Below are 25,182 nucleotides of genomic sequence, written 5' to 3'. Positions count from 1 at the left end.
AGTTTCAAAATCATCCTGCGTATTAGGTAATGACCTTGCCGGTTTCTTCATCGAAAATATGAATAGCCTCAGAGTCTAGTGTAAGATAAATACGTTCATTATACGACACATTCAGATCCGAAGGGCTTAATATACGAATAAAATTCGTCGTGTTTTCATTATTGCCCAACATGACCTTGATCAATTTCTCCCGCCCAAGCTGTTCGACCAGCACGACCTTCGCCGGAATACTATTCTCCAGCTGTACTTTGGAAATCTGAAGATGATGAGGCCTTGCCCCTAGGGCTACCTTTGTTCCTTTAAATTCAGCGTTCAATTTTTTAGTCGATAAAAGCTTATAGTCAAAGCCATCTCCACGTAATATACGTTCATTTCCGTTGCGGAGCAAATCACATTTCAGGATGTTCATTGGCGGATTCCCCATAAAGTGTGCGACAAACAAATTAACAGGCTTCATAAATAACTCGTCCGGTGTACCGTACTGCTGAATTTTCCCATTTTGCAGGATCGCGATTTTATCAGCCACTGCCATCGCTTCTTCCTGATCATGGGTCACAATAATTGTTGTAATTCCCAGTTTCAGCTGCAGGCGCCGGATTTCGTCGCGGACATCAACCTTTAAGCGGGCATCCAGATTTGACATGGGTTCATCCAGCAGCAGGAACAAGGGGTCTTTAGCAAGTGCCCGGGCCATCGCTACCCGTTGTTGCTGTCCGCCTGAGAGCTGGCTTGGCATCCGGTCTGTCAATTGATCAATTTGCAGCATTGCAGCAATCTCTTGGGCTTTTTGATGACGTTCTTTTTTCTTCACTTTCCGCTGCTTTAATGGAAATGCAATATTATCAAGGACAGACATATGCGGATAGAGCGCGTAACTTTGAAATACCATCCCGATATCCCTGTCCTTAGGCTCCACATGATTTACAATTTTCCCGTCAAAATATACCTTTCCGCTCGTAGGCTGGAGAAGTCCGGCCAGAATCATTAACGTGGTTGACTTGCCGCAGCCGGATGGCCCTAGAAGCGCGACAAACTCACCCCGCTTAATATCCAAGCTGACATTTTCCAGCGCTGTTGAATCGCCAAATTTCTTCGATATTCCTTCTAGTTTTATCATACGCCTTTGGAACCTCCTATGGTCACCTTCATCATCGTCCGTTGGGTGAATAGATAAAATATGCCGATTGGAATGGTATAGAAGAGTCCAATAGCTGTAATTAGCCCAATATTTGTAACCTTATCATCATCTGTAAAAATCAGTTTGGCCAGGTAACCGGCAAGCGTCAATTTGGTGTTATCGAAAATAAACAGCTTGATTAGCAGCCATTCCCCGTAAGCCCCCATAAAAGCATAGATGGCGATCGCTGAAATACCCGACAGCATATTCGGCAGAATAATCTGATAAAGACATTTGAAACGGCTGCACCCGTCAATCATGCCGGAGAATTCCAAGTCCCAGGAGACTTCATCAAAAAATCCCTTCAGAATATACACATGCCAAGGAATCATTCCTGCTGCCGACAGCACAACAACTGCAAATACGGTGTTGAGCAGCCCTAAGTACATCATTATAAAAAAGCTTGTAATCAATAATGTAATCCCGGGAAAGGACCCCATAATAAACAGAAATTTCAAAGCAAATCCTTTGCCCACAAAATTCAATCTGGAAAAGGCATACGCGGCTGGAACAGCGACCAGAAGGTCAATCACCGTGATGAGCAGCCCAAACACAACCGTATTCATCACAATCGGCCAAATCATCGGAAAACTTATTCCTTCAAGAACAAAAGATCTCCTTAAAAACTGCCAATTCTCCCAAGACAATCTCCCTGAATTATAGTTGTATACCGACGATACAAATAACCAAATGATCATAAAAATGATAGGCAGCATTAACAGGACCATGAAGAAATGAATCATATTCCGTTTGCTGAATTTCCATAAGCTCACAGGGTTTCACCACTCTTATCTAGTATGGTTAGTCTTCTATCCGGGGAGGACGAATCAGTTTATTGAAATCAAATATCCGAAATAACAGCAGGGTTAGCAGAAGTGAAATAATGACCACTATGACCGATATAGCAGCGCCATATCCATACTCCAACCGATTAAAGGCCTGCTGGTAACCATAGAGAGCCAATGTTGTGGTATCAAACACGGGACCGCCTCCCGTAGCAAGCAAAATAAAATTGTAGCTTGCAAATAATCCGATCGTCGAAGTCACCGTAACGTACATAATCGGCCATTTTAATGCGGGAAGAATGATGTCCTTAATAATAGAACGGTCTTTGGCTCCATCTACCCTTGCTGCTTTATATATATCTTCGGGAATTGAATTGATCGAAGCCGAGAACAGAATCATGCCACCCGAGGCACCTGAGATGACTCCGGCAACAATAATAATTAATAGTCCTGCTTCATTGAACCAGGATACCGGTTGTTCCAGACCAAAGTACATGATGACTTTATTCGCAAATCCTCCTGGTGTCGGGTTGAATATATATTTCCAGAATACAACATAGACTAAGCCAGGCATGGTGCTCGGAATAAGCCATATGACACGATAAAGGGCACCTATTCTTTTATTTTTCACCAGATACTGTGTGCAAATCGCCAAGAGCAAGCTGAAAGCGACGGTAAGGATTAAGGAGAAAAATACATAAATCAGGGTTATCTTAATGATTGGCAATAAATTAATGTCTGCAAGGATTTGCCGGAAATTCCCCAGCCCGATGAAATCCGCCTTCATCTTCCGATCTAGATTTGTTGTGGACATCCATATAGTCGCAAATGCAGGAATGACAAAGAATAATAAAGTTAAGATCGCAAACGGCGCCAAAAACAGATAGGGGTAAGATTTTTTCTTCAATCTGGCTAAATTCATTGGCCCCTTCCTCTCTCATATGTACGGCTTGCCATAGGAGGACTTTACAATCCTGCAATATGCAAGCCGTTGTTTCTTCTATTATCGAAAGTATTGCTGCCGGCTATCTGAAGATAACTTGGTCCTGATCCACATTTTGCTTATAGTTTTCTTCGAATAACTTATAGGCTTCTTCTGCCGATGCACCATTAACCATGATTGCTTCAAGACCTTTAATTTGCTGCTTCAAATAATCAGGGTAGGCAAGATGCGGCGGACGTACCTTGGTATAATCCAGCATGTACGCTACGTCATGTAAAAATCTCAAATCACTAAACCGTGGATCTTCTTGTCCCGATTTTGTTACCGGCAGTTTGCCTGAGGCTATGGTGTGGTCCATTTGTAAATTTGGAGCCATTGCCAATTCAATGATTCGTTGAACATAAGGCATTTTCTGCTCATCTACCTTGGAGCTGACATAATACAGACGCGGATTGGCCAGTGAACCCGGCTCCCCGCCCTTACTTCCAGCCGGAATTAGAGTAAAGGTACTGTTTGCATAAAACCAATCCTCGAATTCCTTATCTGTTTTCCCGTAAGCTTCCTTCATAATATTGTATGATCCGGTACCTCCAATGAAAAACATGACATCTCCGTTAACAAAATATCCGAAGCCCACATCTTCCAATGCAGCAAAGTCTTTCGTAATGGCACCACTCTTAATTCCTTTCTCCCAAAAACTATAAGTATCTGTAATGCCCTTTTTATCGAAAATCACTTTACTTTGTTCCTGATCGTAAGGCTCAAAGCCCATCATTTGGTTGTTAATGTCCTGAACACTGATGTTGTCGAGCCCATCACTCACCAAGCCGTACTTCGTCACCTTTTTCTCAACAGCTTCAGTAGCAATGTTCAGCATATCCTCCATCGTCCAATCACCTTTAAGCACCCGATCCGGAAGTCCTTCAATATCCGCATCAGACCAACCCAGTGTTTTTAAAGCTGTTTTGTTTATATACAGAGGGGAAGCGTCCATATCCTGAATTGCACCGTATACATGCCCTTGGTATTCCATGATATCCCATAGATTTTGAGGAAGAGTTTTGAATACCTCTGACTCCTTCAGCCAATCAATAGGTTGAATAAGTCCTGCATCCAGTTCCCAGCCAATATCCAGGCTTGAATTCATAGAAATATCGCGGTATTGGCCGGCTTGGGCTTGTAGAACAAGTTCATCATCACCAACAGCCGGTAAAATGTCGGCAACTACTTCTACATTTTTGCCTTGTGCCGTCAACTCTTCATTCAAGGCTTTAAAAGCAGCTGCATAGTTTGACATCCGGGCACCGTAATCGTCCTCACCTACACTGATTTTAATAATTTCTTTCGTCTTGGCATCCTTCGGTGTATTAGATTTATTCTGAACATTTGCCGCAGAAGCTGCTTCTTTCCCCGTATTATTCTTCGCACTACATGCTCCCAATACGACGGTCAATCCTAGCAATACTACAATTAGCATGGATAATTTGGTCCGCATCTCCATTTCCCCTCATCCCATTTTTTATAATTTAGTACAATATTAGTATAAGATTAGAGTGTAATAAGAGGATTAATTCCACGTTAAATGTATGTTTTCTTGTTGTTTTATTATGTTTTCATGTTGTTTACCGTGGAAACACTTGCGAGATCGCCGTTTCAATACACTGGAGGGCATGCTGCAGCTGCTCTTGAGTTGTAATTAGGGGCGGCACCAAGGTTAACACGTTGCCATTAGAAACCTTAAAGCTCAGGCCCATCTCCATACAGCGGTACATGACCTTTTCTGCCCCTTCTACCGCCTCTTTCTTCGTTTGGCGATCGGTAACCAGCTCAATCGCAGCGAGCATTCCAATCACCCGGACATCCCCAATGACTTCATGTCTATTCATCATGGCCATCAGCTCCCGCTCCAGATAAACTCCCATTCGCTCCGCATGTTCGAGCAATCCATGCTGCTCAATATATTCGATTGTCGCCAAAGCAGCGGCACAACCTACTGAGCTTTTCTCATGGGTATAATGCCCGAGGGATATATCATGAGCCACATCCAAGCCTTCACGTGCAATGATGCCCGCCATTGGAAATAATCCGCCCCCAAGCCCTTTGCCAATCACCACAATATCCGGAACAATATCGTAATGCTCATGAACGAACATTTTGCCGGTTCTCCCGAGGGCTGTTGGAATTTCATCCAGCACAAGCAGAACACCGGATTGATCGCATATTTGACGTAATCTTTGGAAGTACGCTTTCGGCGGAACCTGCACATCTGTGCTGCGTACCGGCTCCATGATAACTGCCCCGACATCTGCCTCCCGCTTCAACATGTATTCCAGATAATCAAGGGTTTTCGAGCCGTCAGGATCGGAATCCCCATAGAAGCTGCGATAGGAATTATAAGGCATCATATGCTCTGTTCCCGGCAGCAAGGGTCCCATATGGTTTCGGAATACACCTTCTCCTCCTACAGAAATCGCATCTAGGCTTGCCCCGTGGAAAGAGTCCCAAGTAGAAATTGTCTTAAAGTTTCCCGTCGCTTTACGAACAAGCTTCATCGCGATTCCGATGGCACTTGTACCCCCAGGTGTGAATAACACCTTATTCAGATCACCAGGTGCCAGCTCCACGAGCTTGCGTGCTAATTGAACTGCAACCGGACTCGTATAACGCCGCGGCAGAAAAGGCAGCTCGTCCAATTGCTTCTTGACCGCATCGATAACATAACTGTTCTTATGCCCAACCTGATGCACGCTGTTACCGTGAAAATCCATATATTTGCGGCCATCCAGATCTTCTAAATAGATGCCTTCGGCATTTGTAATTACGTTCAAACAAGGCGTCGACATCGATTGATGCAGAAAGTACCGGCTGTCTTCTTCTAGAACTTCTTTAGTGTGGCGGCTTAAATTCGTTTCTTGCCATTGCCCGCGTTCTGCCGATAGATTAATATCTCCTTCACTTCTCTGATAAGCCTTAATATCCATGAGGGCTGTCCCCTCCCAGCAAACGGCTGTTAATCGTTTCAATGAGACCAGGCAGCTGAGACATATCCTCAATAACATCATGCGCTCCACATTCGATAAACTGCTGCTTAGCCGCTTCAACTAGAAGCTTCAAAGCAGCCGGCTCCATCTCATTCACTTCTTCCTGCGTCAAACCTAACATGGAGCTGCCTTTAACGATGCCAACCGCCCATACTCCGGCATTTCTTGCCTCTTGCATGTCCGACTTCGTATCCCCTACTTTTACGATTTGAGAAGGCATACCCATATCCAGATGAATCATATTCGCGTAGATCATATAAGGATACGGACGCCCTCTGCCATGGACAGAATCAGGAGTCAGCCAATAATCTGGTGCGTAACCGTTCATCTCTGCCCTGCTTGCGACAATTTGCATCATGGTGTCGTTATATCCTGTCGTCCCGCCAATTCGTAACCCTAACTCTCTAAGCTGCTGCACGGTATCAACAACATACTCAATAGGTTCAGCAAATCGATGCAAGATTTCAAGCAGCTTCGGTTCAAAAGCATCATGTAGCTGATCCACATCGCTGTCGGTGAATGGACGCCCCATCTTTTCTTCAAATTGTCTGCGTATCCGCGGCATTTCCAGCATCATCTTGATATGATCCCGTTTTAAGCACCCCATTGGAGCTCTGACTTCTTCCATCGTCGGTTCGATCCCAATCATCCGGAAGATATCGAAGAACACATGCACGGGAGCCATACATCCATAATCGACCGTCGTTCCGGCCCAGTCCAAAATTAATCCTTGTACTTTCATAAACGAATCGCTCTCCATTCATTCCCCATTGTTTGTCGCATAGGACAATATTGCCGCACACAAACCCACCATATCTTCTAGATGCACATCGCCAATTGAACCGATCCGGAATACTTGTACGTCGCTTAATTTACCTGGATAGATTACATACCCTCGCTCTTTCAGAAAGAGATACATAGACTCAAAGCTGAAATGCTCAAAGTCCGGATACCTGAACGTAGTGATAATCGGTGACTGCAGCGCTTCGGGAAGGTATGCTTTAAATCCTGCACTTTCCATTAAATGAACTAATGTTTGTTGATTCTCAAGGTATCTGACATAACGCCGCTCGACTCCGCCTTCTGCCTCTAATTCAAGCAAGGCCTGAGAGAAGGCCCGTACCACATGCGTCGGAGAGGTGAACCGCCACTTCCCTTCCTCCTGCTCCATCACTTGCCATTGATCATACAGATCTAATGATAATGACCTTGCATTGTGCTTACACTTTGCCAATTCATCCTTGTTACAGAGAACAAAGCTGAAGCCAGGTACACCTTGAATACATTTATTCGAGCTGCTGACTAAGTAATCAATGCCCCACTCCTCAACTTCTACCGGTATCCCTCCAAAGCTGCTCATGGCATCGACAATAGCTATTTTCCCGTGTCCCTTAATCGTCTGTACCAGCTGTTCGAGCGGATTAAGAATACCTGTCGTTGTCTCACAATGTACGAAGGCAACATGGGTTATCGCTGGATCTTGCTTCATCAAGGCATCCACTTGCTCTACATCAATAATTTGGCTCGGGGCGAATTCTAAAGTTCGGTAACCAATTCCGAGTATCCGCGCAATTTGCCCGATCCGTTTGCCATACGCTCCATTATCCAGAATAAGGAGTTTGCCATCCTGGGGAATAACCGTTCCAATCGTTGCTTCGATTCCGAAGGTTCCACTTCCTTGCATTAACACTGACGTATAACGGGCTTCCGATGCTCGGCCTATATGAAGCAGCTTACTCCGAATCAACTGAACGATATATTTATAACTGTCATCCCAGGTACACCAGTCCTTCAGCATCACTGCTTTGACGGAAGGTGTTGTGGATAACGGTCCCGGTGTTAATAATAAATAGTGGTCTCCCATCGTAGTACCTCCTACATATTTCGAACAAGATTTCTTGCCCATTTATTTGATCTGTATCTGAAATAGCCAAAACCAGCCTTCGCAACTTCCTCGAAAACGAACAGCATATACACGATCTCGACGGGCAGGTGAAAGACATACACCCCAACAAACACTAACGGAAGAGCAATAAGCCAGGTCGTGACTAAAACTAGCTTCATTGTGTACAGATTATCGCCGCCCGCTCTGAACATGCCGACAATCCACAGGTTATTTAAGAAGAACATGATCATCACTACAGCTTGAATGACCATCACATGCCGGAAGGAGGTTCGCACCTCAATGCTAATGTTGGGGAATAGATGTACAATGTACGGATTAAGCAGCAGTATAAGAGCTCCAACGACTACACCCGAATAGAGGGCAATCCGCGTGAATTTACGGGCATAGATAAGGTATTCACCCGATTCGACTTGACTTAACTTCTCGCCAATCATGACTCTGGCTGCGTAGGCAAATCCGAAAATTCCCATCATGAAATATCGGTTAAATGTGAGCGCTAATTGGTAAGTTGCTAGAGCAGCCACTCCTAAATGACCAAAGGCTACCGCATATAACATATTGCCAACCGACCACATCCCTTCATGGAACAAGAGCGGCAGTGTGGTTATGTATATTTTCCGGGCGAAATCCCAGCGGATAGAAAGAATTTCTTTCAGCGTGACATTGAAATAATATTTGTTCCAATAGACGTAACCTAATAGAATAACCGCGCTGAGCATAGAGGATATTAAGGTTGACCAGGCCGCTCCAACAATACCGTACACAGGAAAACCAAGCTTCCCGTAAATAAGCGCATAGTCCAGTAAAATATTGACGAACATAGCCATAACCCCAACAATCAGAGTCAGCTTCACCTTACCTATCGAACCCAATGCGTTGCTAAAAACATCTTTGATAGAATTAATTAAGAAAACGAATACGATCACAGATAAATATTGAACGCCATATGCGATTGCCGATTCATCCTGGATAAAAAGTGAGATTAACGGCGCTTTAAACATAGAAACTAGAATAAATACAATCAATGAAAGGAGGGTGCTTGAGATCAGCATAAGAGCAAATGCTTTTTTAACATTTACAAAGTCTTTTACTCCATAAAATTGTGTAATGTAAGCTGAAATACCATAAATCGCTGCAAGAAGCATTCCAAGAATAAAGCTGATTTGACCCACAGCAGCCGTTATGGCAATCGCCGTATCCCCTAATCCTCCGACCATTAATGTATTGATCAAAGAAAATGAATTCCCGAGTAGCATTTGAAGTACGGAGGGGATGACTAACCTCTTCATGTCTTTACGAAATTGCATATCAGAACCGTTCATCTCTGCCCCTATTGCAGTTCATCCGGAAAAATTGGATTTGACCATGCAATATTCCCTTCAAAATCAATGCATTCCACGCGAATATACTGCTCTGTACCCTCTATCTTGAACTCGCCGCTGGTAATGGGAGAAGCATCTTTGTTATATAACGCACGCCCATTACTGGGATGTGTAATAAACTTAATGAATTTTACCGGTGAGCATTTGATTTGCAAGAAGCCATTCTCTACCCGCAGATCCAAAATTTCCGGCCCCTGTGAAGAGTAGAACTGTCCGTTCTTTAGCGCCGTGATCAACGTTTGCTGCTCCAGCTTGTCCGCATCGACCGAAATCCACCCACCGAAAAATTCCGAGATTACCTCATCTATACGCCCACCATGGGCATCATCGGCAGCCACGCCGAACACTTTACGCCCGTTCTTCAGTAAATAATCCCAATGGCGAACGCTGTACCCGACAGCTTCGTCGATTTCGGACTGGTGATTATAAATTTCTACCGCAAAATAGTTCTCTAGCTTCAGCAAATCCTCAGCGCGGTTTCTGGACCATTCCGGATGATTCATAATAATTAAATTCCCTTTATGCCTCATCTCTTCTATCAGGGCCTGGATCGTATCCAAGCTTTTATATTCCGGCTTCGCATGTTCTTCGTCGTGCTCGAATCCGCATTCTGAGCCTAGTGATTTATCGAAAAGCCCGTGTATATGGTATTGCTGGCCCGTTTCTTTCCTGCTCATTTCACATGCCATTTCATAACCATCCAGCATGATAAATTTGTCATCGTCGTAGCTATCGGATTTGAAATAAATTTCATGATCGCTTAAACACATGAAGTCATAACCCTTATTCTTATAAGCTTCGATTACAACCTGAGGAGCATATTGACCATCGCTGCGAGTTGAATGGGTATGGAGATTCCCTTTGAATTTGCGCTTACTCTCGTCTAAATAGATTTTTGACTTCATAGCTATTCTCCTCCCTGAAGCAAATCGGACACAAATACAGGGTTGGACCATGCCACCTTCCCTGAGAAGTCAATACATTCCACGCGAATATATTGCATATCCTTATCGACCTCCATGGACGCTTGGGTCAATGGCTCACCGCTCTCAAAATCCCCTAAAAAAGCTCCTCTTTGGGGAAAAGATTTAAACATAATAAATTTACAGGGAGAGCACTCGATCATGAGTTTACCGTCCACCACTCGCAGATCGTAAATTTCCGGACCGCTGCTGGAATAGAATTCACCTTGCTTCAAGCTTTTCACAAGATCCACTGGGTTCAGCGCTGTCGATTGCACCTGTACCCAGCCTCCTCCGTATTCAGGAAATCTCCAATTTGGATCATGTTCGTGAGAATCATCCGCAGCAATACCGAATACTCGTTTGCCATTCTGCAGCGCATGATCCCAATAAGCTGCGCCATAAGAGCTTGTGGTCGACCACTCCGTAGCATGGTTGTAAATCTCTATTGCGAAAAATCCATCATATTTAACCATGTCTTCAAATCGGGTCAAGTGCCATTCCGGATGGTTGAAGATGACCAAATTCCCGTGCGCCCGCATTTCGTCAATGAGCAGTTGGGGCGAGTGGTCCCCTACCCATGGAATCGGCACCGGGAACTGCTCTAAATGTTCGAATCTTTCCAGCTCTGAATCTGCGGTAGGATCATTTAACACACCGAAATGGTAGCCTGGATTTTTATCTGCAACCTGGTTTAATCCCCCTCGTTCCATCCCTGGGAGAGTGACGAAGTCAGCCGTATTGAATTCTTCCGTTCTGGCATAAATATCGTGGTCGGTAATCGAAATGAAATGATAACCCTTGGCTTTAAAAGCTTCTACTACTTGTACTGCAGGTAAACTGCCATCCGACCAAGTGGTATGAAGATGCAGGTTGCCTTTATATTTAGTCTTTTCCCGGTCTAAATAAACTCTATTAATCATAACTTGCCCTCCTAATAGTTCACATTGTTTTCATGTGTTTTCATTTTGTTTTCTGTTGTTATTTTGATCATACAGCCTGGAGTAGGGGCCTTTCAAGCCATCCGCTTATAATTAACAGTGGGCTAACAAAATTCATCATCCGTTAATAAAATTGCGGCTTACGGACATCAAAAACGGACATAAAAATAGAAACGGAAGAGTTCTTTTATGGACGTCTCCCGTTTCTCAGAGCAATAAATATTATATTTTCAATCATACTCTGCTTTTGTTAGTCCAATATTATGCGTAATCATAAATACAGCAAGCAGCCATACCTTTGTACAAACTAAAGAAACCTAAAAGGTTGCTAGACCTTTTAGGTTTCCATGTTATTCTTTATTAGCAACAGGAGTCCGGATTCAGCTTCTTAAACACCTCAAAGCTCCGGGCCGCACATTCAGAAATGGGGATGGGATGGAAACCATTGATTTCTGCATACAGGATATCATTTAATGGTGCAGTCCATGAGCTAGGAATTGCCTCTGCTCCTAACATAGCGCCCATAATAGAGCCGACTGTGGCCCCGTTGCAATCTGTATCCCAGCCACCCAGAACCGCTGTGGTAATGGCTTTTTCGAAGTCCCCTTGACCGAAGATCAGTGAAGCCGCCACTAAAGCCGCATTGTTGTTGGTATGAACCGGATTATAGTGCTTGAAGGCTTCCCATATCCGGTTAACCAACTCCACTTGATCCTTCGTGCTACGTGCAATCGCAACGGCTTCCCTAACATCCTTCGCCAATCTGCTGGCAGCAGGAATCTCGCTTAAGCCGATTTCGACGATCCGCTCAGGATCGCGTTCCGAGAATGCAGCAGCAATCATGGCGGCTACGAACATTTCTCCATATATACCGTTCTTTACATGAGAGAAAGAAGCATCACGCCAAGCCAGTTCAGCCGCTAGCTCTGGTTTGCCGGCTGCGCCATAGGCTAATCCGTCTGCCCGGATCTGGGCGCCGATCCATTCACGATAAGGATTCAGATAGGTACGGACCCAATCCTTCTGCTGTTCCCAGTCTGAATTCCGGGCATTCCCTTCATTTTTCAATAAATTGTTAAGATGTGAGGTTACCTGTGCAAAGTTTAAATACGCCTGCGTCTCAGCTGTACATACCTGAGAATAAGACAAAACTCTATGCCATAACAGACCCACATCCCAAGAATCCCACTCCAGCCCTTTTTCTTCCAGCATAATGAGGCCAAGGACCGTATACCGGATATCATCGTCGCTCTCCATGTAGCAGATGTTTTCACGCAGGCTCTTAGGGGAGACATTAGCAATGTTCAGGCCAACTTCCTTTTGTGCACGGGATTGGGCAGGTACGTAAGTCGTTATAGGCCATGCGTCTGCACCTTGGAACCAAAGCTGAACATTCTTCCAGCCTGGATTGCCGAAGCTGCCGGCCATATATTCCCACTGCTCAAGGGGTTTGCCAAGTGCACAGCCAACACTGCGTCCAAGCCATGCTCCATAAAATTTGTCCCGCCAGACTGGCTCGGAATGTTGCCGATGAAGCACTCTCGGCCCTTCCGGACGTTCTTTACGGATTTCATCCAATTCAGACAGCTCGGTAAACGGGAAATCGGTTCTAACCGGTAGCCTCATCAATTGTTCATATATTGCCATCAATTGCTCACGATCATTGCCTGCAGCCTCAATCTTTTCAATAAAGCCCTCTGTATTGCAGCCTTCATCCCTGCGCTGAATAACCTCTTCTTTCACCAAACGTTGTAAACTATCCCATCCTGCCATGATCCGCACCCCAAACTTTGTATTTTATATTCATTATAGAACCCGTTTGGAGGAGAGGCTTCTCAATAACTATAGGGAAATTCTCAAATATTGCGAAATGTTTGATATTGCTGCCGGTATTCAATTGGAGAAAGCCCAATGATTGATCCAAATAAACGGTAGAACGTCGATACACTTTGAAACCCGCTTGAGAAGCATACTTCGGTGACATCCAGGCTGGTATTCACGAGTAAACGCTTCGCCTCGTTGAGTCGGACCTGCAGGAGGCAATCCTTGAAATGGCGCCCGGTTGCTTCTAGAAATACATGACTTGCACGTGAGGGGCTGACTCCCAGATATTTAGCAACCTCCTGAAGGGTTAAAGCTTCCGTGTAATGTTCCTTAATGTAATCCATCAGTTTCCGGTACTCCCTGATCGTACGTGTCAGCTTCTGCCAATCCTTCTGTTGCAGTGGGATCGAGCGATTGCGAAGCAGGAGGGTACATATATGCAGCAGTGTTGCTTTTACCATGCTGGAGTACCCCTCCTGTTTATCAACAAGCTCAGATCGGACCCGTTCGATGAGCTGTCTCAATTCAATGGCTAGGGGTTCGCTATGTGGAATCCGGTTCTGATAGAGTCCGTTAGAATAACAGAAAGGAATCAGGAGCCTCTCGTCCTCTGTAAGCAACAACCCTGGATCGAAATTCAGAAAGATATATGTACTTGGGTCCTCTTCATCAGACCAGGCAATATGCAGCTCCGAATGGTTAACTATGAATACATCCCCAACCTGAACAGGGTACGTGTTTTCTCCGAAATGAAACCATCCCTTTCCCGAAATACAACAGCCGATCTCTAGACTGGAATGGTAATGCAGGGGCTGCATGAATGTGTTCGGTGACCAAACAAAAGCATTAACGGGTATTTCATGCTCATACTGTATGTTTAATTGCTCTCCTTCGCTCATGCATTCACCCTCCTATCGTCCAATATTCATAGAGTAGCATAAGCGGTGTAAATTGGGATATAACGTGAAAGAAAAGTCTATTCCAGTTCTGCTTGCATCTGCTGAAGGATTTTCTCCACACAACCTTCCAAACCATCCCTAAACGTATCGACCTTCAGGTCATACGCCTCTTCCATATGGACGAACTCCAGCTGCTCTTTGGCTTGCCCGATTCTGCGGTCTCCTCTTTCCTTTTCCCTGCGCTCAAGCTCATCTAGCGGGCAAAACACACCCACAGACATAAATGTAACGAAAATCTGGATTAAAGTGACTTTTATCCAATCCAATTCTGTAATAAAATTGTCGGTCAAGTTTCGAATAACATTCACTGGTCACTTGGCATCGTTGCTGTGCTATTATTATCGAAGCTCCAGGCAATGATAGTAGCACTGTCACGGCCTTTTTCCTGATGCACCTCCATTAGCGCAGCACCGATACACTCCTTCATATCCCTTGCCGAATAGAAAGCATCAAACAGCTTTTGCGGATTTGCATAGGACTGTGCCCCATATTCCAGAAGACCGTCAGTCGTCATGACGAGCACTTGATGTCGTTCTCTCAGCTCTCTGACTCCAGTTGAATAGCAGGGAACAGGCTGGGCAAAGGTGTTGGCATACCCGATCCATTCATAATAATTCCGCTGGTTCAATAAGAATTGGCCCCGGGCAGCGAGGTCCGGATGAAGCAGGTAGAGTGAGTTGTCACCGACAGACAGCCACCATATGTAATTCTCTTTACGGGCGCAGATCAGGCATGCCGTTTCACCGGTCACTTCCCTGCATCTGTTAATGAAGGCTTCCGAGGTAAAGAGGGATAATAGATACTCCTGTAAAGCATCAAAAGCCTGTGATATGGGCTGTGATAGATGTCCGTTAATTTCACTGACTGCACTGTCAATGGTGCTAACCAGCAGCTCTGCACTTTCTGCCGTTTTATGGGCATCCAGCAACATAACGAACTCCCAGCTTCCGTCCGGGTCAAGCAATACAAAGAGGCCGTCTTCGTTTTTGTCCGCACCTGCTGCAGTATTTCCGCCATAACAGCCGATAGCCATATTACCAAAATTCATGGCCGCAGGATCGTCAAGGTACATTGCGTGACTGCCCACCCAGCTAAACTTAATCTTATCCCGTTCCATTTTCGCCTCTATCTCCTATCTTATCACTCTAATACCTCTCTACAATGGACCAGACAATCTTATCGTCCGGTGCATTTTTGGGATACACGAAGCTTGCTTTGATCCGGTTTTCTTTGTCGTAATACACCCTTGCTTTTAGGCCCTGGGCGGAGTCGTAGCTTCGAACCGTGTATTGGTCTCCCAGTTTGCTTTCCACCTCGTTCAGCTCTGTCAGTTCGTCACCAGCCTGGCTCATTATTCCATGCTCAGACAAGGTTTTTAATTTGATAATGGCTCCGTCACTTTCATACACAACGAGGAAATCCTCATAATATCTGTATTTAGCAGCTTCAGTGCTTTTATCCACAAAACTTGGATTCTTCTTGTACACATCCCACTGCACATCCGCGATATTCTCGTTTACAGCGATTCCATTGATCGTCAGTGAAGACAAGTCCGTAGATTCAACACCGAACGCCGCCAGCTGATCTCTCAGCAGAAAGGCGAGGATAGTGACAATAACAATGACAATAACAGTAAGACCCAAAACTGCTTTAAGCTTCTTTTTACTACTACTCCGTTTATTCATATACCCGCACGCTTTCTTCATGTTATATTTGTCATATCTATCCAATCCGTAAAGCAAGAAAATCAAATTAACTATGCTGTAAACCGCCGGGAGGACTGAAGTGCAAATGCTGTGGTCTTTGTTCATCACGATTCTATTATCGTTTTCGTTCAGGATCGTTCATATAGTAATTGGGCTTATCTATAAGCAGCATCTACGGTTCTCTGTCTATTATTGGGGAATTATGGTTATCATTGCAAGCTTATTAATAAAAAACACTTATATCTACAGCTTTCCGAAGAATCTGTCTACGGCGCTGCCCTTGTTCCTTATCATTCTGATTGTCAATTGTCTCATCTCGAGATCCTCCGGCTATTCTCCCGCAGGCAGGTTTGACCGGTTCAACTTCGTGATTATCTATCCCGTGCTCGAAGAGATTGCCTTCCGGGGGCTGGCTCTGCCTGTTCTCACCCGTCATCATAGCCTCGGCCAAATTCATCATACGCCTGTAATCGAACTCAGCTTCGCTGTCATAATTACAGCTGCACTCTTTGCAGTCTCCCACTTGCAATATTATAAGCTGAACAGCCAGAGCATCAGATTTATGATATTCGCATTTGCCGGCGGGCTGTTCTTTGGGCTGATCGCCCAGGTGACAGAGTCTATTGCGCTCACTGTCCCACTGCACATCGCTTTCAACGGTTCAGCGGTCTTTTATGCATATTTGATCGCCACGAAACAATCCAACTCTATGTTTAGCTGATCTCTGCTGCCCAGTTTCGCTCTTCATTTATTTCTATGTATACAAAAAAAAGCCCCCGCCCCTAAACTACAGAGCCAGTGCCTCTTCCGTGATCCGTTTGATATCGATGGAGGACAGTGTTTCCTCATTGACCATATCCGGCAAAATCTCAGCCAGGAAATATTCCACGCATTTCAGGTCTATGTTCTTGATCTTGATCAGGGCATTGCGGTACATAACCACAAACTCCTTTTCCGTATTACCTCTTTGCAGTTCGGCGAATGCCTCGTAGACCTGATCCATCTTGTCGGCTACCTCCAGAATCAGCCCCTCCAGCGATTCATCCTTGCCTTCACGCAATTGATGGAAGAAGATGCTTTTGAAATCCTCGGGAATATGCTCTTCAATGAAATTGTGAACCATACCTTCCTCGACCTGCTGGATTAAAGAACGCAGCTGCAGCGAGGAATGTTTGACCGGTGTTTTGATATCGCCGATAAAAATTTCACCGTAATCGTGGCTGCTCGTAATCTCGTATAGCTTCTTCCAGTCAATAACCGCACCATGTTTTTCTTCGATATCTGCCAAGGTTTTGGCGTACTGCACGACCTTCCAGGAATGGGCCGCTACACTGTGCTCCTCGAATTTAAATTTCCCCGGACAGCGGATGATCCGTTCCAGTTCGTTCAGAGAGCGGAAATATTTATGAATACCCATGGGGCCAGTCCTCCCTTATCTTCATCATATGCTCCGGCTGTTTACAATCTCTTAAACTATCGGAGGAATAGAGATAATAACAGTATAGGTTCCCATTGTTAAATGCGGATAAAGCAGTTGACGTCTTATGTTAAAAGAGAGAAAGGCGTTCTTCCGGCACACCGGACGAACGCCTACATCTTAGGCCAAGATTGCCTGCGCTTTAAATCCCAGTCCGTCTGATAAATCAACTTGTCTCAGAGTTTCGTGTAGTTCAAATAGGATTCCGCGCATTGTGAGAAAGTATTGGTTCTAGCTACAGGTTTAATTCTCTCTTCGTCTCAAGAAGCTTATAGACTGGAAAAAAAACCTTTTACCGTGTCCCTATCCCATTTATGACTTAGCGCCATCTGCTCGTCCGGGATCAAGAAATATGTATATCTGGTATACCCAGGAATATTTGGTACAGGGTCATCCCAAGTTGCATCCAAGTGATAATAGACACCATCTACAACAACAATATTCCAGGCATGGCCATCACCTTCATTGTTCGTCCCCGCTATGTAATAATTCTCCACATCGGCTAAATCAAGCAACATTTTCATAGTTAAGGCATAACCTTGGCACACACCTGTATGCAAAACTAAAACGCCATATTCGCTGTACGACTCTTCCGGTATGGTGCCGTTTAGATAATTATCATAATCATAGGCAGTATTCAATACGACATAGTCGTGCAGCGCCTTTACTTTGTCCCTGGTGGTCATACCCGGCAAAAGGGTCTGCTCTATCACCGCCTTGGCGGTTTGCTGTGCTTCGTATTCAATTTTCGGGTCCTTTTCAGGTAAATTCGATACGTACGCACCCGAAAATACATTAGATGAATGGACAAATTCCTTAGGAAGCACTTTTCCATATAAGCTGTACGCTAATTTCGAACTCAAATTCACGGCATACATCGCCGAAACATAATTGTTTTCTGATGCAAAAACACCTTTTTCATAATATACTGCTCCATCCAGAAGGTTAATTCGAAGTCGCATGTCCGCCCCTTCGAGTGTTGCCACCTCCTGCCTGCCGCTACCGTCCATTTCACTTTGATAAAGAATAGGACCTGAGCCAAAATATAGTTTGTTCCCAGATATGTTATATCCACTTGCAGCTGACAAGCTTTGCAAACTGCCCCCGCCCACCGGCATTCTGCCTATTTTAGGGGTAGATTCGTCGATATAAGTAAAATACAGATAGTCGCCCTGAACAGTTAGATCTTCATAGTCCAACCGGCCAAAGCTGACATTGCCCGTCCCGTTTATACGGACCTTACCAATGATTCCTGGTAACTCCCCGTTTCTGTTCTCTTTGTAATAAATCCAGCCCTGAGAGACCGTAATTTGATCAATATTAGAATTATCCAAGACTCTTACAGGTAGCGCTCCTTCCCGGTCCAACTGGAGACGGTAAATCCCATTCTCAGTGTTATAGAGCAGCCAGTCATTCAAAACAAATAACTGAGTAGTACCAGGGGCATTTGCCAGTTGTGTAAGTCCGCTCCCATCTGTCCGTACCCTACTAACTTCATCAGCGCCAAGAAAATAAAGCCAATCCCCTTGAATGTTCAACATCTGCGCTTGGTTTGAGATTAACCGGGTCTTATCGCCGCTGCTTTGGTTTATTTTATACAGGTAGCCACTGCTGCCCTCTGACACATATGTATGTCCGTTTCCCTCTAATCTTTCATTCGTTTCCAGCCCGTAAATCCATTCTCCCTGCTTAACAAGAAAACCACTGTTGGTCAAATTTGCAGCTGAGTTACCGGTTGGCTCCGCAGAAACAGAAGACAGCAGCTTCTCATCTGAAGTTATCTGTATGGATTTTATGTCTGGCCTCCAAGTCAGTTCTGCTCCAAATGTCTCCCCGACAAAGCGGAGAGGAATCATCACGTCACCGTCAATCACTTGACCCGGTGAGCTTAAAGAACACTCGACACCGTTAATCCGCGCATAATAGTTGCCGAGTGTATACTCCATCGTCTGTGCGCCTTTGCTTGCAGTTATAGTACTTGTGTTCTGATCCCACTGAATACTCACTCCCAGCCGTTCAAATAGTCCACGCAATGGCACATAATTAATATTATTGATAGTGACCGGATTCCTTGGTAAATTAACTACCATTCCGTCTACAATAACCGTGATTTTCTGCTGCTGCGCTGCCACAGTTGCCGTGTGAGTTCCACCCCATATCAACCATAACCCCACAAGCAAACTGGTTATCTTCAAAACCAACCGATTATCCAGCATAACCTGCCCCCATTATCATAAGTCTCCAATCCACATTATAAATTTTATCTTCACTAAACAATATAATATGAAATAAGTTCGACAGATGCATAATTCGTCACTTTTTTGTCTCTCGCAGTGCTTAAATATAGGTCCGAAGCATTATGCGAAAATTATCGAGGGACTTCTTCCGTTAAGTAAGCATCTCGTTCGTCATGAACTACCTGATTCATCCCCGCCTTACTGCGGAACCTTTCCCCGCCTCAGGTCTGGATTGAAAAACAGTCTTCAGGCCGTTTTGCCGAACTTCATATAGCCTTACAATAAGTACATAGACACCGGATATTAAAAAAGATTCATTCTGGTAAATCCCAATGGAGAGGACGCGATTCAACCATGACAAAACTATTCCGTTCCGAAAGAGACAAAAAGCTTACCGGCTTATGCGGAGGATTGGCCCGTACACTGAACATTGACGCCACACTTATTAGACTGCTTGTTGCGGTCACTGCCGTCTTCAGCTTCGGCACCGTTGCTCTCATTTATATAGTGGCCAGCCTCATCGTCCCTAAGGAACCTATTACTAGCTTCACGGATGACTACCATTCTTTTTAATCAATTTAAATTAAACCATTGAAACCATTAAATTCATCCAAACCTAAAGGAGAAATGAACATGAGCATATTCCAAAGAATCACCACCCTGACAAAGGCAGCAATTCACGAAGGTCTGAATAAACTGGAGGATCCGATTCTGCTGACTGGACAATATTTGCGGGAACTCGATGATAAAATTACAGGCGCTGAAAATAAACAACGCGAATTCAAGGCAGCTGCCAATGTGCTGGAGCGTCGTATCTCCGAATATCAAATCCTTGCGGAACGCAGTGAAGCGGATGCGGTCAAAGCAATGAGCGAAGGAAATGAGCCTGCAGCCAGAGCCGCAGTAATGGCTAAGCTGCGCTACCTGGAAAGCGAAGCAGAATGCACGGCAGGTCTGGAAGAAACCCGGCAGACTCTGGCTGCCCTGGAAGTCAGCATCCAAAGTGCCAAAGCAGAGCATGAGCGCCTGAAAGCCAAAAGAACCGAGCTGGCTGCCCGTGCGCGCAAAGCGGAGGAACTGGCGAGACAGCAGGCTCAGAACAGCGGTCACCCTGCTTATCCCGGGACCCGGGGCCATGTTATCAACGCCGGTACGGCATCACGCGGTTTTGAACGGATGGAAGACAAAATTAGCGAGTGGGAAGCACTTGCGGAAACCTCCGCACACCATTCTGCTGAGGCAGCTGATTCCCCCGTTAACAGTGCGGTAGAAGCCGAGCTGGAACGGCTCCGCAGCAAGAAAACGGACAGCAGCAAGTAACTAAAATACACAAAAAAGGATACTTCCCTTTCAAGGGAGAGTATCCTTTTTTGTGTACTATATAGATTGAACTTAAGGTTATAGAGTACAGGATCAGTCGCAACTACGGTGAATATTTGGACTTCCGGCCGCTGTTGTCGTAAGAATTTCTTGATTTTAACCGCTAGTAGTGGTAGAAATCCGAAGACAAAGGCGGACGCTACCACTCCTCCAGTTCCAAAATCCCCCTCCGATGCTCCTTTCCCTTATCTCAAGTTTTTAAGTTCAATCTCTATAATCAGGGTTATCAGGATTAAACTGCTTGTTAAACCAGCTGACCTTATCCTCAAATTCGCCCTGCAGGCTCCGTCGACTTGGAATAACGGTTCTCCGGTACCGGTATACCGAGATTTCCGCGCAGTGTATCGCTTTCGTATTCGTTACGGAACAGTCCCCGTTCCTGCAAAATCGGCACCACCCGGTCCACGAATTCCTCCAGGCCGCTCGGTACAGCTGCAGCTATCATAAAGCCGTCTGCCCCACCGGACTCAAACCAGTGCTGGATTTGATCCGCCACCTGCTCCGGTGTGCCAATAAAGCTGCTGCGCGGGGTAGCAGATTGCAGAGCGACCTGGCGCAGTGTCAAGCCTTGCTCCTTGGCATTTTTCTTGATTTTGTCCGTTCCGCTCTGGAAGCTGTTTCGGCCCAAATCGCCAAGCTCCGGAAACGGCTCATCCAGCGGATACTGCGAGAAATCATGATGCTCAAAGAATCTGCCCAGATAATTCAGCGCGTTCTCAATCGTCACGAGGCCGGCAACCTCCTGGTATTTGCGCTCCGCTTCCTCCGGGGTATCGCCAATGATAGGCGCAATGCCCGGGAAGATCAGCACCTCATCGGGATTCCGGCCGAACGAAGTTATCCGGGCCTTCACATCCCGGTAGAATGCCTGCGCTTCCTCCAGCGTGTCATGTCCGGTAAAGATGGCATCGGCCTCTTTCGAGGCGTAATTCTTGCCGACCTCTGAAGAACCTGCCTGGAACACAACCGGCTGTCCCTGCTTCGAGCGGGCAATATTCAGCGGTCCTTTTACAGAGAAGAATTCTCCTTGATGATCCAGCGTGTGCATCTTGTCCGGATCAAAAAAGACGCCGCTCTCCTTATCGCGTACAAACGCGTCATCCTCCCAGGAATCCCATAATCCGCGCGCCACCTCCAAATACTCTGCGGCGATGCGGTAGCGTTTGCCATGGTCAGGATGCTCTTTCTTGCTGTAATTCAGAGCGGAGCCTTCCAGCGGAGAAGTTACAACATTCCAGCCTGCCCGTCCGCCGCTGATCACATCCAGAGATCCGAACTGGCGGGCCACGGTAAAGGGCTCACTGTAGGAGGTGGACAAGGTGCCTACCAGGCCTATTTTGCTGCTGACGGCAGCCAAGGCGCTGAGAATGGTCAATGGCTCGAACCGGTTCAGGAAATGGGGAATGGATTTCTCATTAATATATAAACCGTCAGCTATAAAGATCAGGTCCAGCTTGCCTTCCTCGGCCTTTTGCACCCACTTCTTGTAGAGCTCAAAGTTCACACTCGCATCCGGCTGGGCTTCAGGATGACGCCACATCGAGGTGCTTCCTCCTACCCCGTGCAGCAGCGCCCCCAGTTTCAGTTGTCTTGGCTTGGTCATATCCATTCCTCCTCTTAATTATTGAATATAAGAAGCTGCGCTAGCACTCTGCTTGATACGTTCGATCTGGCCAAGGTGGGTCTGTACATGTGCGGTAAACAAACGTACGATGTCCGTAATCCTGACCGTTTCCCCTTTGAAGTTAATGCCGCTTTTCTCCCAGTCCTCCGGGTTGAGCCGTCCGAGGAGCAGGCTGTTGTAGTGAAGCAGGCTGCGGAACAACTCCAGGCTGTCGCCGGCATTCCCGCTGTTGGCATACTGGCCGCTGACCCAGGCATCCTGATTAAAGACCGGCAGCTGCACTTCGGTACCCGCCAGAATATCGCGGATACGGAATGAAACCACTATACTGTGATCGGCCAGATGAGCCAGCACCTCGGTTACACTCCAGCTGGCTGGGCCGGCCTTCCATTTTAATTGCTCCTCCGTCAAATCCTCCAGTGCCTGGACCAGCTGCTGATGCGTATTCAAATAATCCCTGATTTGCACATTGCCCATTAGATCCCCTCCAAAAGTTGTCCGGCTTGCAATTGACCCGGTGTCTCAAAGCGTGCTAACGAAAACGGCCGGATATTGTGGCGGGTCTGTCCGTCTGCCGCTAAGTCAGCCAGGATTTCCCCCACAACGCTGGAAAATTTGAAGCCATGCCCCGAGAACCCGCCGGCCAGAAGCACATTCGGATGAAGAGGATGACGGTCGATAATAAAATCCTCATCCGGTGTATGCTCATATTTGCAGACTGCCCCCTTCAGCAGCCGTCCGGCTGCGCCGGGCATATACGCCTCCAGGACACGGCGGAGATCCCCTTCGTCACTCTCTTCAGTGCCGAAAGGAGCCAGCTTCTCACCCGGCTTCCATTCCAAGCCCGTGTCATGCCGCCCGATCTTCAGGCCGGCTCCGCCAATACCGGGAAAGCCGTAATATCCGCCTTCCTCGGTGCCCAGTGTAAAACCGGGGAAGTTTCCGCTGTCAAAGTCAGGCGCACTCTGAAACCAGCCGACAACCTTGCGGATCGCCTTAATCGGCAGTGTGATGAATGGCGACAGCGCGCCAAACCAGGCCCCGGCACTCAGAATGGCCGCCCCTCCATGAATCTCCCCGTTCTTCGTGTGGACCGTGACACTTCCTTCGCGCGCAGTCACATGAAGTACTGCTGTATTCGTCAGCAGCTCTGCACCATGAGCCAATGCCAGCCCGCGGTAAGCGGCGATACATCTCTCACTGTAGAGATATCCGGCATCCGGCTCATACATGGCTTCGAACGAATCCGGGAGGTTCAAGGCAGGCCACCTCCGGCGGATTTCCTGTGCATCCAGCTGCTCTACTCGTACCTTCTGCTTCCCGGCTTCCGCCAGCCGACCGCGGAAGGAGTATACTGCGCTGTCTGCCAGATTCAGGACTCCCGAAGGCACAAGCAGCTCGGTTCCGCTTTGCTGCTCCGCTTCTTTCCACAGCACATGGGCACGCAGGGCCAAGTCAGTATAGGTGGGGTCACCGCTGTAGGCATGCCTGATCAACCGCGGTTCTCCGTGATGGCTTCCTTCCGTATGCGGCGGATCGAAAGCATCGATCAGCAATGTCTTGATCCCCCTCCGGGCGAGATGATAACCGGCACTCATGCCCATTGAACCCGCCCCGACGATAATCACGTCATAAACAGAGTGGTTCGTTATGTCACTGCACCTCCCTCCGAAGAGAACTGTTCCAAATAACGTACAGCCAGATTGCTGAAGAATGCGGCGCCTACCGGAAGTGCACGTTCATCGAGATTGAAGGAAGGATGATGCCACTCCCGGCTTCCGGCGGTGCCCATAAAGACGAACAATCCGGGAACCACCCGCTGATAAAAGGCGAAATCTTCGCCAGCCGGTGAAGGCACCGGCTTCACGGAGGTGTAGCCCAGCTCCTCTGCCGTCTGCTCTCCAAGCCGTGCAAGCGCGGCATCATTAACTACCGGCGGCGGGCCTTCGATCCAGCGAACAGCCGCTTCTGCTCCTAAAGCAGCAGCTACACCGGTCGCCACCTGGCTGAATCGCTCAAGCACCTCACCGCGCACCTGTTCATTGAAGGTGCGAATCGTGCCTTCCAGCACTGCTGACTCCGGGATAATATTCCATGAGTTCCCGCTGTGAAGTTGCGTCACACTGATCACTGCACTGTGCAATGCGCTGACATTGCGGCTGACGATAGACTGGAGTGCAGTCACCACATGTGAAGCTGTCACGATAGGATCGACTCCGGCCTCTGGCACAGCAGCATGTGATCCTGCTCCTTTGATCTCAACCACAAAACCATCCGCAGCAGCCATCAACGGGCCGCTTGTAATGCCGATGGTTCCGACCGCCAGATCCGGCTTATTGTGCATTCCAATCACTGCACGGACATCTTTCAGCACCCCGCTGGCTATCAGCTGCTGCGCACCCTTCGCCTTCTCCTCCGCAGGCTGAAACAGCAGACGTACGGTTCCCTTCAATTCCTTCTCCCGTCGTTTAAGCTGATAAGCAGCGCCGATCAGTGCCGCAGTATGAAAATCATGTCCGCAGGCATGCATTTTACCGGGATGTTGTGAGGCATAGGATAATCCGGTTTCCTCCTGAATCGGCAAGGCATCAATATCGGCACGCAGGGCGATTACAGGCCCCTCCTGCAGTCCGCCAATCTCCGCGACAACGCCGGTCTTCAGCCCATAATCCAGGGTAGTTACTCCGGCCTGCTCCAGCAGGGCTGTAATATATTTCGTGGTTTCATACTCTTCGTTGGACAGCTCCGGGTAACGGTGCAAATGGCGCCGGATCCCGGTTATGATTTCATAGAACGCCTCCGCGCTGGACTCGACGGTTTTGCTTGTCATGAAAGTCC

The 25,182-nt window shown here is 46.7% G+C and carries 24 protein-coding genes; 3 read left to right on the top strand and 21 right to left on the bottom strand.

Annotated features, from left to right (window positions below; all coding sequences use genetic code 11):
* Positions 1-22: 22 nt before the first annotated feature.
* From NSS79_RS07595 to NSS79_RS07525, 15 genes are all read right to left on the bottom strand, one after another.
* On the bottom strand, positions 23-1,117 hold the full coding sequence (locus tag NSS79_RS07595) for an ABC transporter ATP-binding protein (RefSeq protein WP_342438869.1): 1,095 nt from the start codon (positions 1,115-1,117) through the stop codon (positions 23-25).
* Positions 1,114-1,761, bottom strand: coding sequence for an ABC transporter permease subunit (locus NSS79_RS07590; RefSeq protein WP_156130827.1), 648 nt, complete (start codon positions 1,759-1,761; stop codon positions 1,114-1,116). The genes NSS79_RS07595 and NSS79_RS07590 overlap by 4 nt, the downstream gene beginning before the upstream one ends.
* Before the next feature lie 217 nt (positions 1,762-1,978).
* Entirely contained in the window at positions 1,979-2,884 is a 906-nt protein-coding gene (locus NSS79_RS07585; protein ID WP_076114313.1) for a sugar ABC transporter permease, read from the bottom strand.
* 103 nt (positions 2,885-2,987) lie between these two features.
* Positions 2,988-4,400: a hypothetical protein gene (locus tag NSS79_RS07580; RefSeq protein WP_342438868.1), complete on the bottom strand. Its 1,413-nt coding sequence runs from the start codon at positions 4,398-4,400 to the stop codon at positions 2,988-2,990.
* 127 nt (positions 4,401-4,527) lie between these two features.
* Entirely contained in the window at positions 4,528-5,886 is a 1,359-nt protein-coding gene (locus NSS79_RS07575; protein WP_342438867.1) for an aspartate aminotransferase family protein, read from the bottom strand.
* The gene (gene phnX / locus NSS79_RS07570) at positions 5,876-6,688 is read right to left on the bottom strand and encodes a phosphonoacetaldehyde hydrolase (RefSeq protein WP_342438866.1); all 813 of its coding nucleotides are present in this window, start codon (positions 6,686-6,688) and stop codon (positions 5,876-5,878) included. The genes NSS79_RS07575 and phnX overlap by 11 nt, the downstream gene beginning before the upstream one ends.
* An 18-nt stretch (positions 6,689-6,706) precedes the next feature.
* Complete coding sequence (gene phnW, locus NSS79_RS07565; protein ID WP_342438865.1) at positions 6,707-7,810, bottom strand: 2-aminoethylphosphonate--pyruvate transaminase; 1,104 nt, start codon at positions 7,808-7,810, stop codon at positions 6,707-6,709.
* Positions 7,811-7,821: 11 nt separating this feature from the next.
* Positions 7,822-9,174, bottom strand: a complete 1,353-nt coding sequence (locus tag NSS79_RS07560) for an MATE family efflux transporter (protein ID WP_342438864.1) — start codon at positions 9,172-9,174, stop codon at positions 7,822-7,824.
* An 8-nt stretch (positions 9,175-9,182) separates the two neighbouring features.
* The gene (locus tag NSS79_RS07555; RefSeq protein WP_342438863.1) at positions 9,183-10,139 is read right to left on the bottom strand and encodes a hypothetical protein; all 957 of its coding nucleotides are present in this window, start codon (positions 10,137-10,139) and stop codon (positions 9,183-9,185) included.
* A 2-nt stretch (positions 10,140-10,141) separates the two neighbouring features.
* On the bottom strand, positions 10,142-11,119 hold the full coding sequence (locus NSS79_RS07550) for a hypothetical protein (RefSeq protein ID WP_342438862.1): 978 nt from the start codon (positions 11,117-11,119) through the stop codon (positions 10,142-10,144).
* Between the two features lie 378 nt (positions 11,120-11,497).
* On the bottom strand, positions 11,498-12,910 hold the full coding sequence (locus NSS79_RS07545) for an ADP-ribosylglycohydrolase family protein (protein WP_342438861.1): 1,413 nt from the start codon (positions 12,908-12,910) through the stop codon (positions 11,498-11,500).
* Positions 12,911-12,993: 83 nt separating this feature from the next.
* The gene (locus NSS79_RS07540) at positions 12,994-13,860 is read right to left on the bottom strand and encodes an AraC family transcriptional regulator (RefSeq protein WP_038587392.1); all 867 of its coding nucleotides are present in this window, start codon (positions 13,858-13,860) and stop codon (positions 12,994-12,996) included.
* Positions 13,861-13,937: 77 nt separating this feature from the next.
* On the bottom strand, positions 13,938-14,228 hold the full coding sequence (locus NSS79_RS07535) for a hypothetical protein (protein ID WP_342438860.1): 291 nt from the start codon (positions 14,226-14,228) through the stop codon (positions 13,938-13,940).
* A complete protein-coding gene (locus NSS79_RS07530; RefSeq protein ID WP_342438859.1) occupies positions 14,225-15,037 on the bottom strand; it encodes a protein phosphatase 2C domain-containing protein in 813 nt (270 codons plus the stop codon). The genes NSS79_RS07535 and NSS79_RS07530 overlap by 4 nt, the downstream gene beginning before the upstream one ends.
* 28 nt (positions 15,038-15,065) lie before the next feature.
* Positions 15,066-15,605 carry a peptidase M56 gene (locus tag NSS79_RS07525; protein WP_342438858.1) on the bottom strand — a complete coding sequence of 180 codons (540 nt, stop codon included), beginning with the start codon at positions 15,603-15,605 and terminating at the stop codon, positions 15,066-15,068.
* 106 nt (positions 15,606-15,711) lie between these two features.
* Between NSS79_RS07525 and NSS79_RS07520 the strand changes: the two genes are divergently transcribed.
* Positions 15,712-16,347, top strand: a complete 636-nt coding sequence (locus tag NSS79_RS07520; RefSeq protein ID WP_342440316.1) for a CPBP family intramembrane glutamic endopeptidase — start codon at positions 15,712-15,714, stop codon at positions 16,345-16,347.
* Between the two features lie 66 nt (positions 16,348-16,413).
* Here NSS79_RS07520 and NSS79_RS07515 read toward each other — a convergent pair whose 3' ends face one another.
* Both NSS79_RS07515 and NSS79_RS07510 read right to left on the bottom strand, forming a co-directional pair.
* A complete protein-coding gene (locus NSS79_RS07515; RefSeq protein ID WP_038587382.1) occupies positions 16,414-17,043 on the bottom strand; it encodes a YfbR-like 5'-deoxynucleotidase in 630 nt (209 codons plus the stop codon).
* Positions 17,044-17,372: 329 nt separating this feature from the next.
* Positions 17,373-19,319: a DUF5050 domain-containing protein gene (locus NSS79_RS07510; protein WP_342438857.1), complete on the bottom strand. Its 1,947-nt coding sequence runs from the start codon at positions 19,317-19,319 to the stop codon at positions 17,373-17,375.
* Between the two features lie 375 nt (positions 19,320-19,694).
* On the opposite strand from NSS79_RS07510, the gene NSS79_RS07505 reads away from it, so the two are divergent.
* Positions 19,695-19,913: a PspC domain-containing protein gene (locus NSS79_RS07505; protein ID WP_038587380.1), complete on the top strand. Its 219-nt coding sequence runs from the start codon at positions 19,695-19,697 to the stop codon at positions 19,911-19,913.
* A gap of 60 nt (positions 19,914-19,973) precedes the next feature.
* Positions 19,974-20,660, top strand: coding sequence for a PspA/IM30 family protein (locus NSS79_RS07500; protein ID WP_342438856.1), 687 nt, complete (start codon positions 19,974-19,976; stop codon positions 20,658-20,660).
* A 325-nt stretch (positions 20,661-20,985) separates the two neighbouring features.
* Here the strand turns inward: NSS79_RS07500 and NSS79_RS07495 are convergent, their stop codons facing one another.
* Genes NSS79_RS07495 through NSS79_RS07480 form a run of 4 tightly spaced genes read right to left on the bottom strand, consistent with a single transcriptional unit; the run spans position 20,986 to position 25,174 of the window.
* Positions 20,986-22,323 (bottom strand): LLM class flavin-dependent oxidoreductase, encoded by a 1,338-nt coding sequence (locus NSS79_RS07495; RefSeq protein WP_342438855.1) that lies wholly within the window; start codon positions 22,321-22,323, stop codon positions 20,986-20,988.
* A gap of 18 nt (positions 22,324-22,341) precedes the next feature.
* Positions 22,342-22,821, bottom strand: a complete 480-nt coding sequence (locus tag NSS79_RS07490) for a DinB family protein (RefSeq protein WP_038587377.1) — start codon at positions 22,819-22,821, stop codon at positions 22,342-22,344.
* The gene (gene solA / locus NSS79_RS07485; protein ID WP_342440315.1) at positions 22,821-23,996 is read right to left on the bottom strand and encodes an N-methyl-L-tryptophan oxidase; all 1,176 of its coding nucleotides are present in this window, start codon (positions 23,994-23,996) and stop codon (positions 22,821-22,823) included. Before solA ends, NSS79_RS07490 begins: the two co-directional genes overlap by 1 nt.
* On the bottom strand, positions 23,993-25,174 hold the full coding sequence (locus tag NSS79_RS07480; protein WP_342438854.1) for an amidohydrolase: 1,182 nt from the start codon (positions 25,172-25,174) through the stop codon (positions 23,993-23,995). The genes solA and NSS79_RS07480 overlap by 4 nt, the downstream gene beginning before the upstream one ends.
* Between the last annotated feature and the right edge of the window lie 8 nt (positions 25,175-25,182).

It is taken from the genome of Paenibacillus sp. FSL L8-0436 (assembly GCF_038593025.1).
Classification (GTDB): Bacteria; Bacillota; Bacilli; order Paenibacillales; family Paenibacillaceae; genus Paenibacillus_AQ.
The sequence above is the reverse complement of the archived record's forward strand: the minus strand, read 5'-3'. Positions and strand labels throughout refer to the sequence as shown.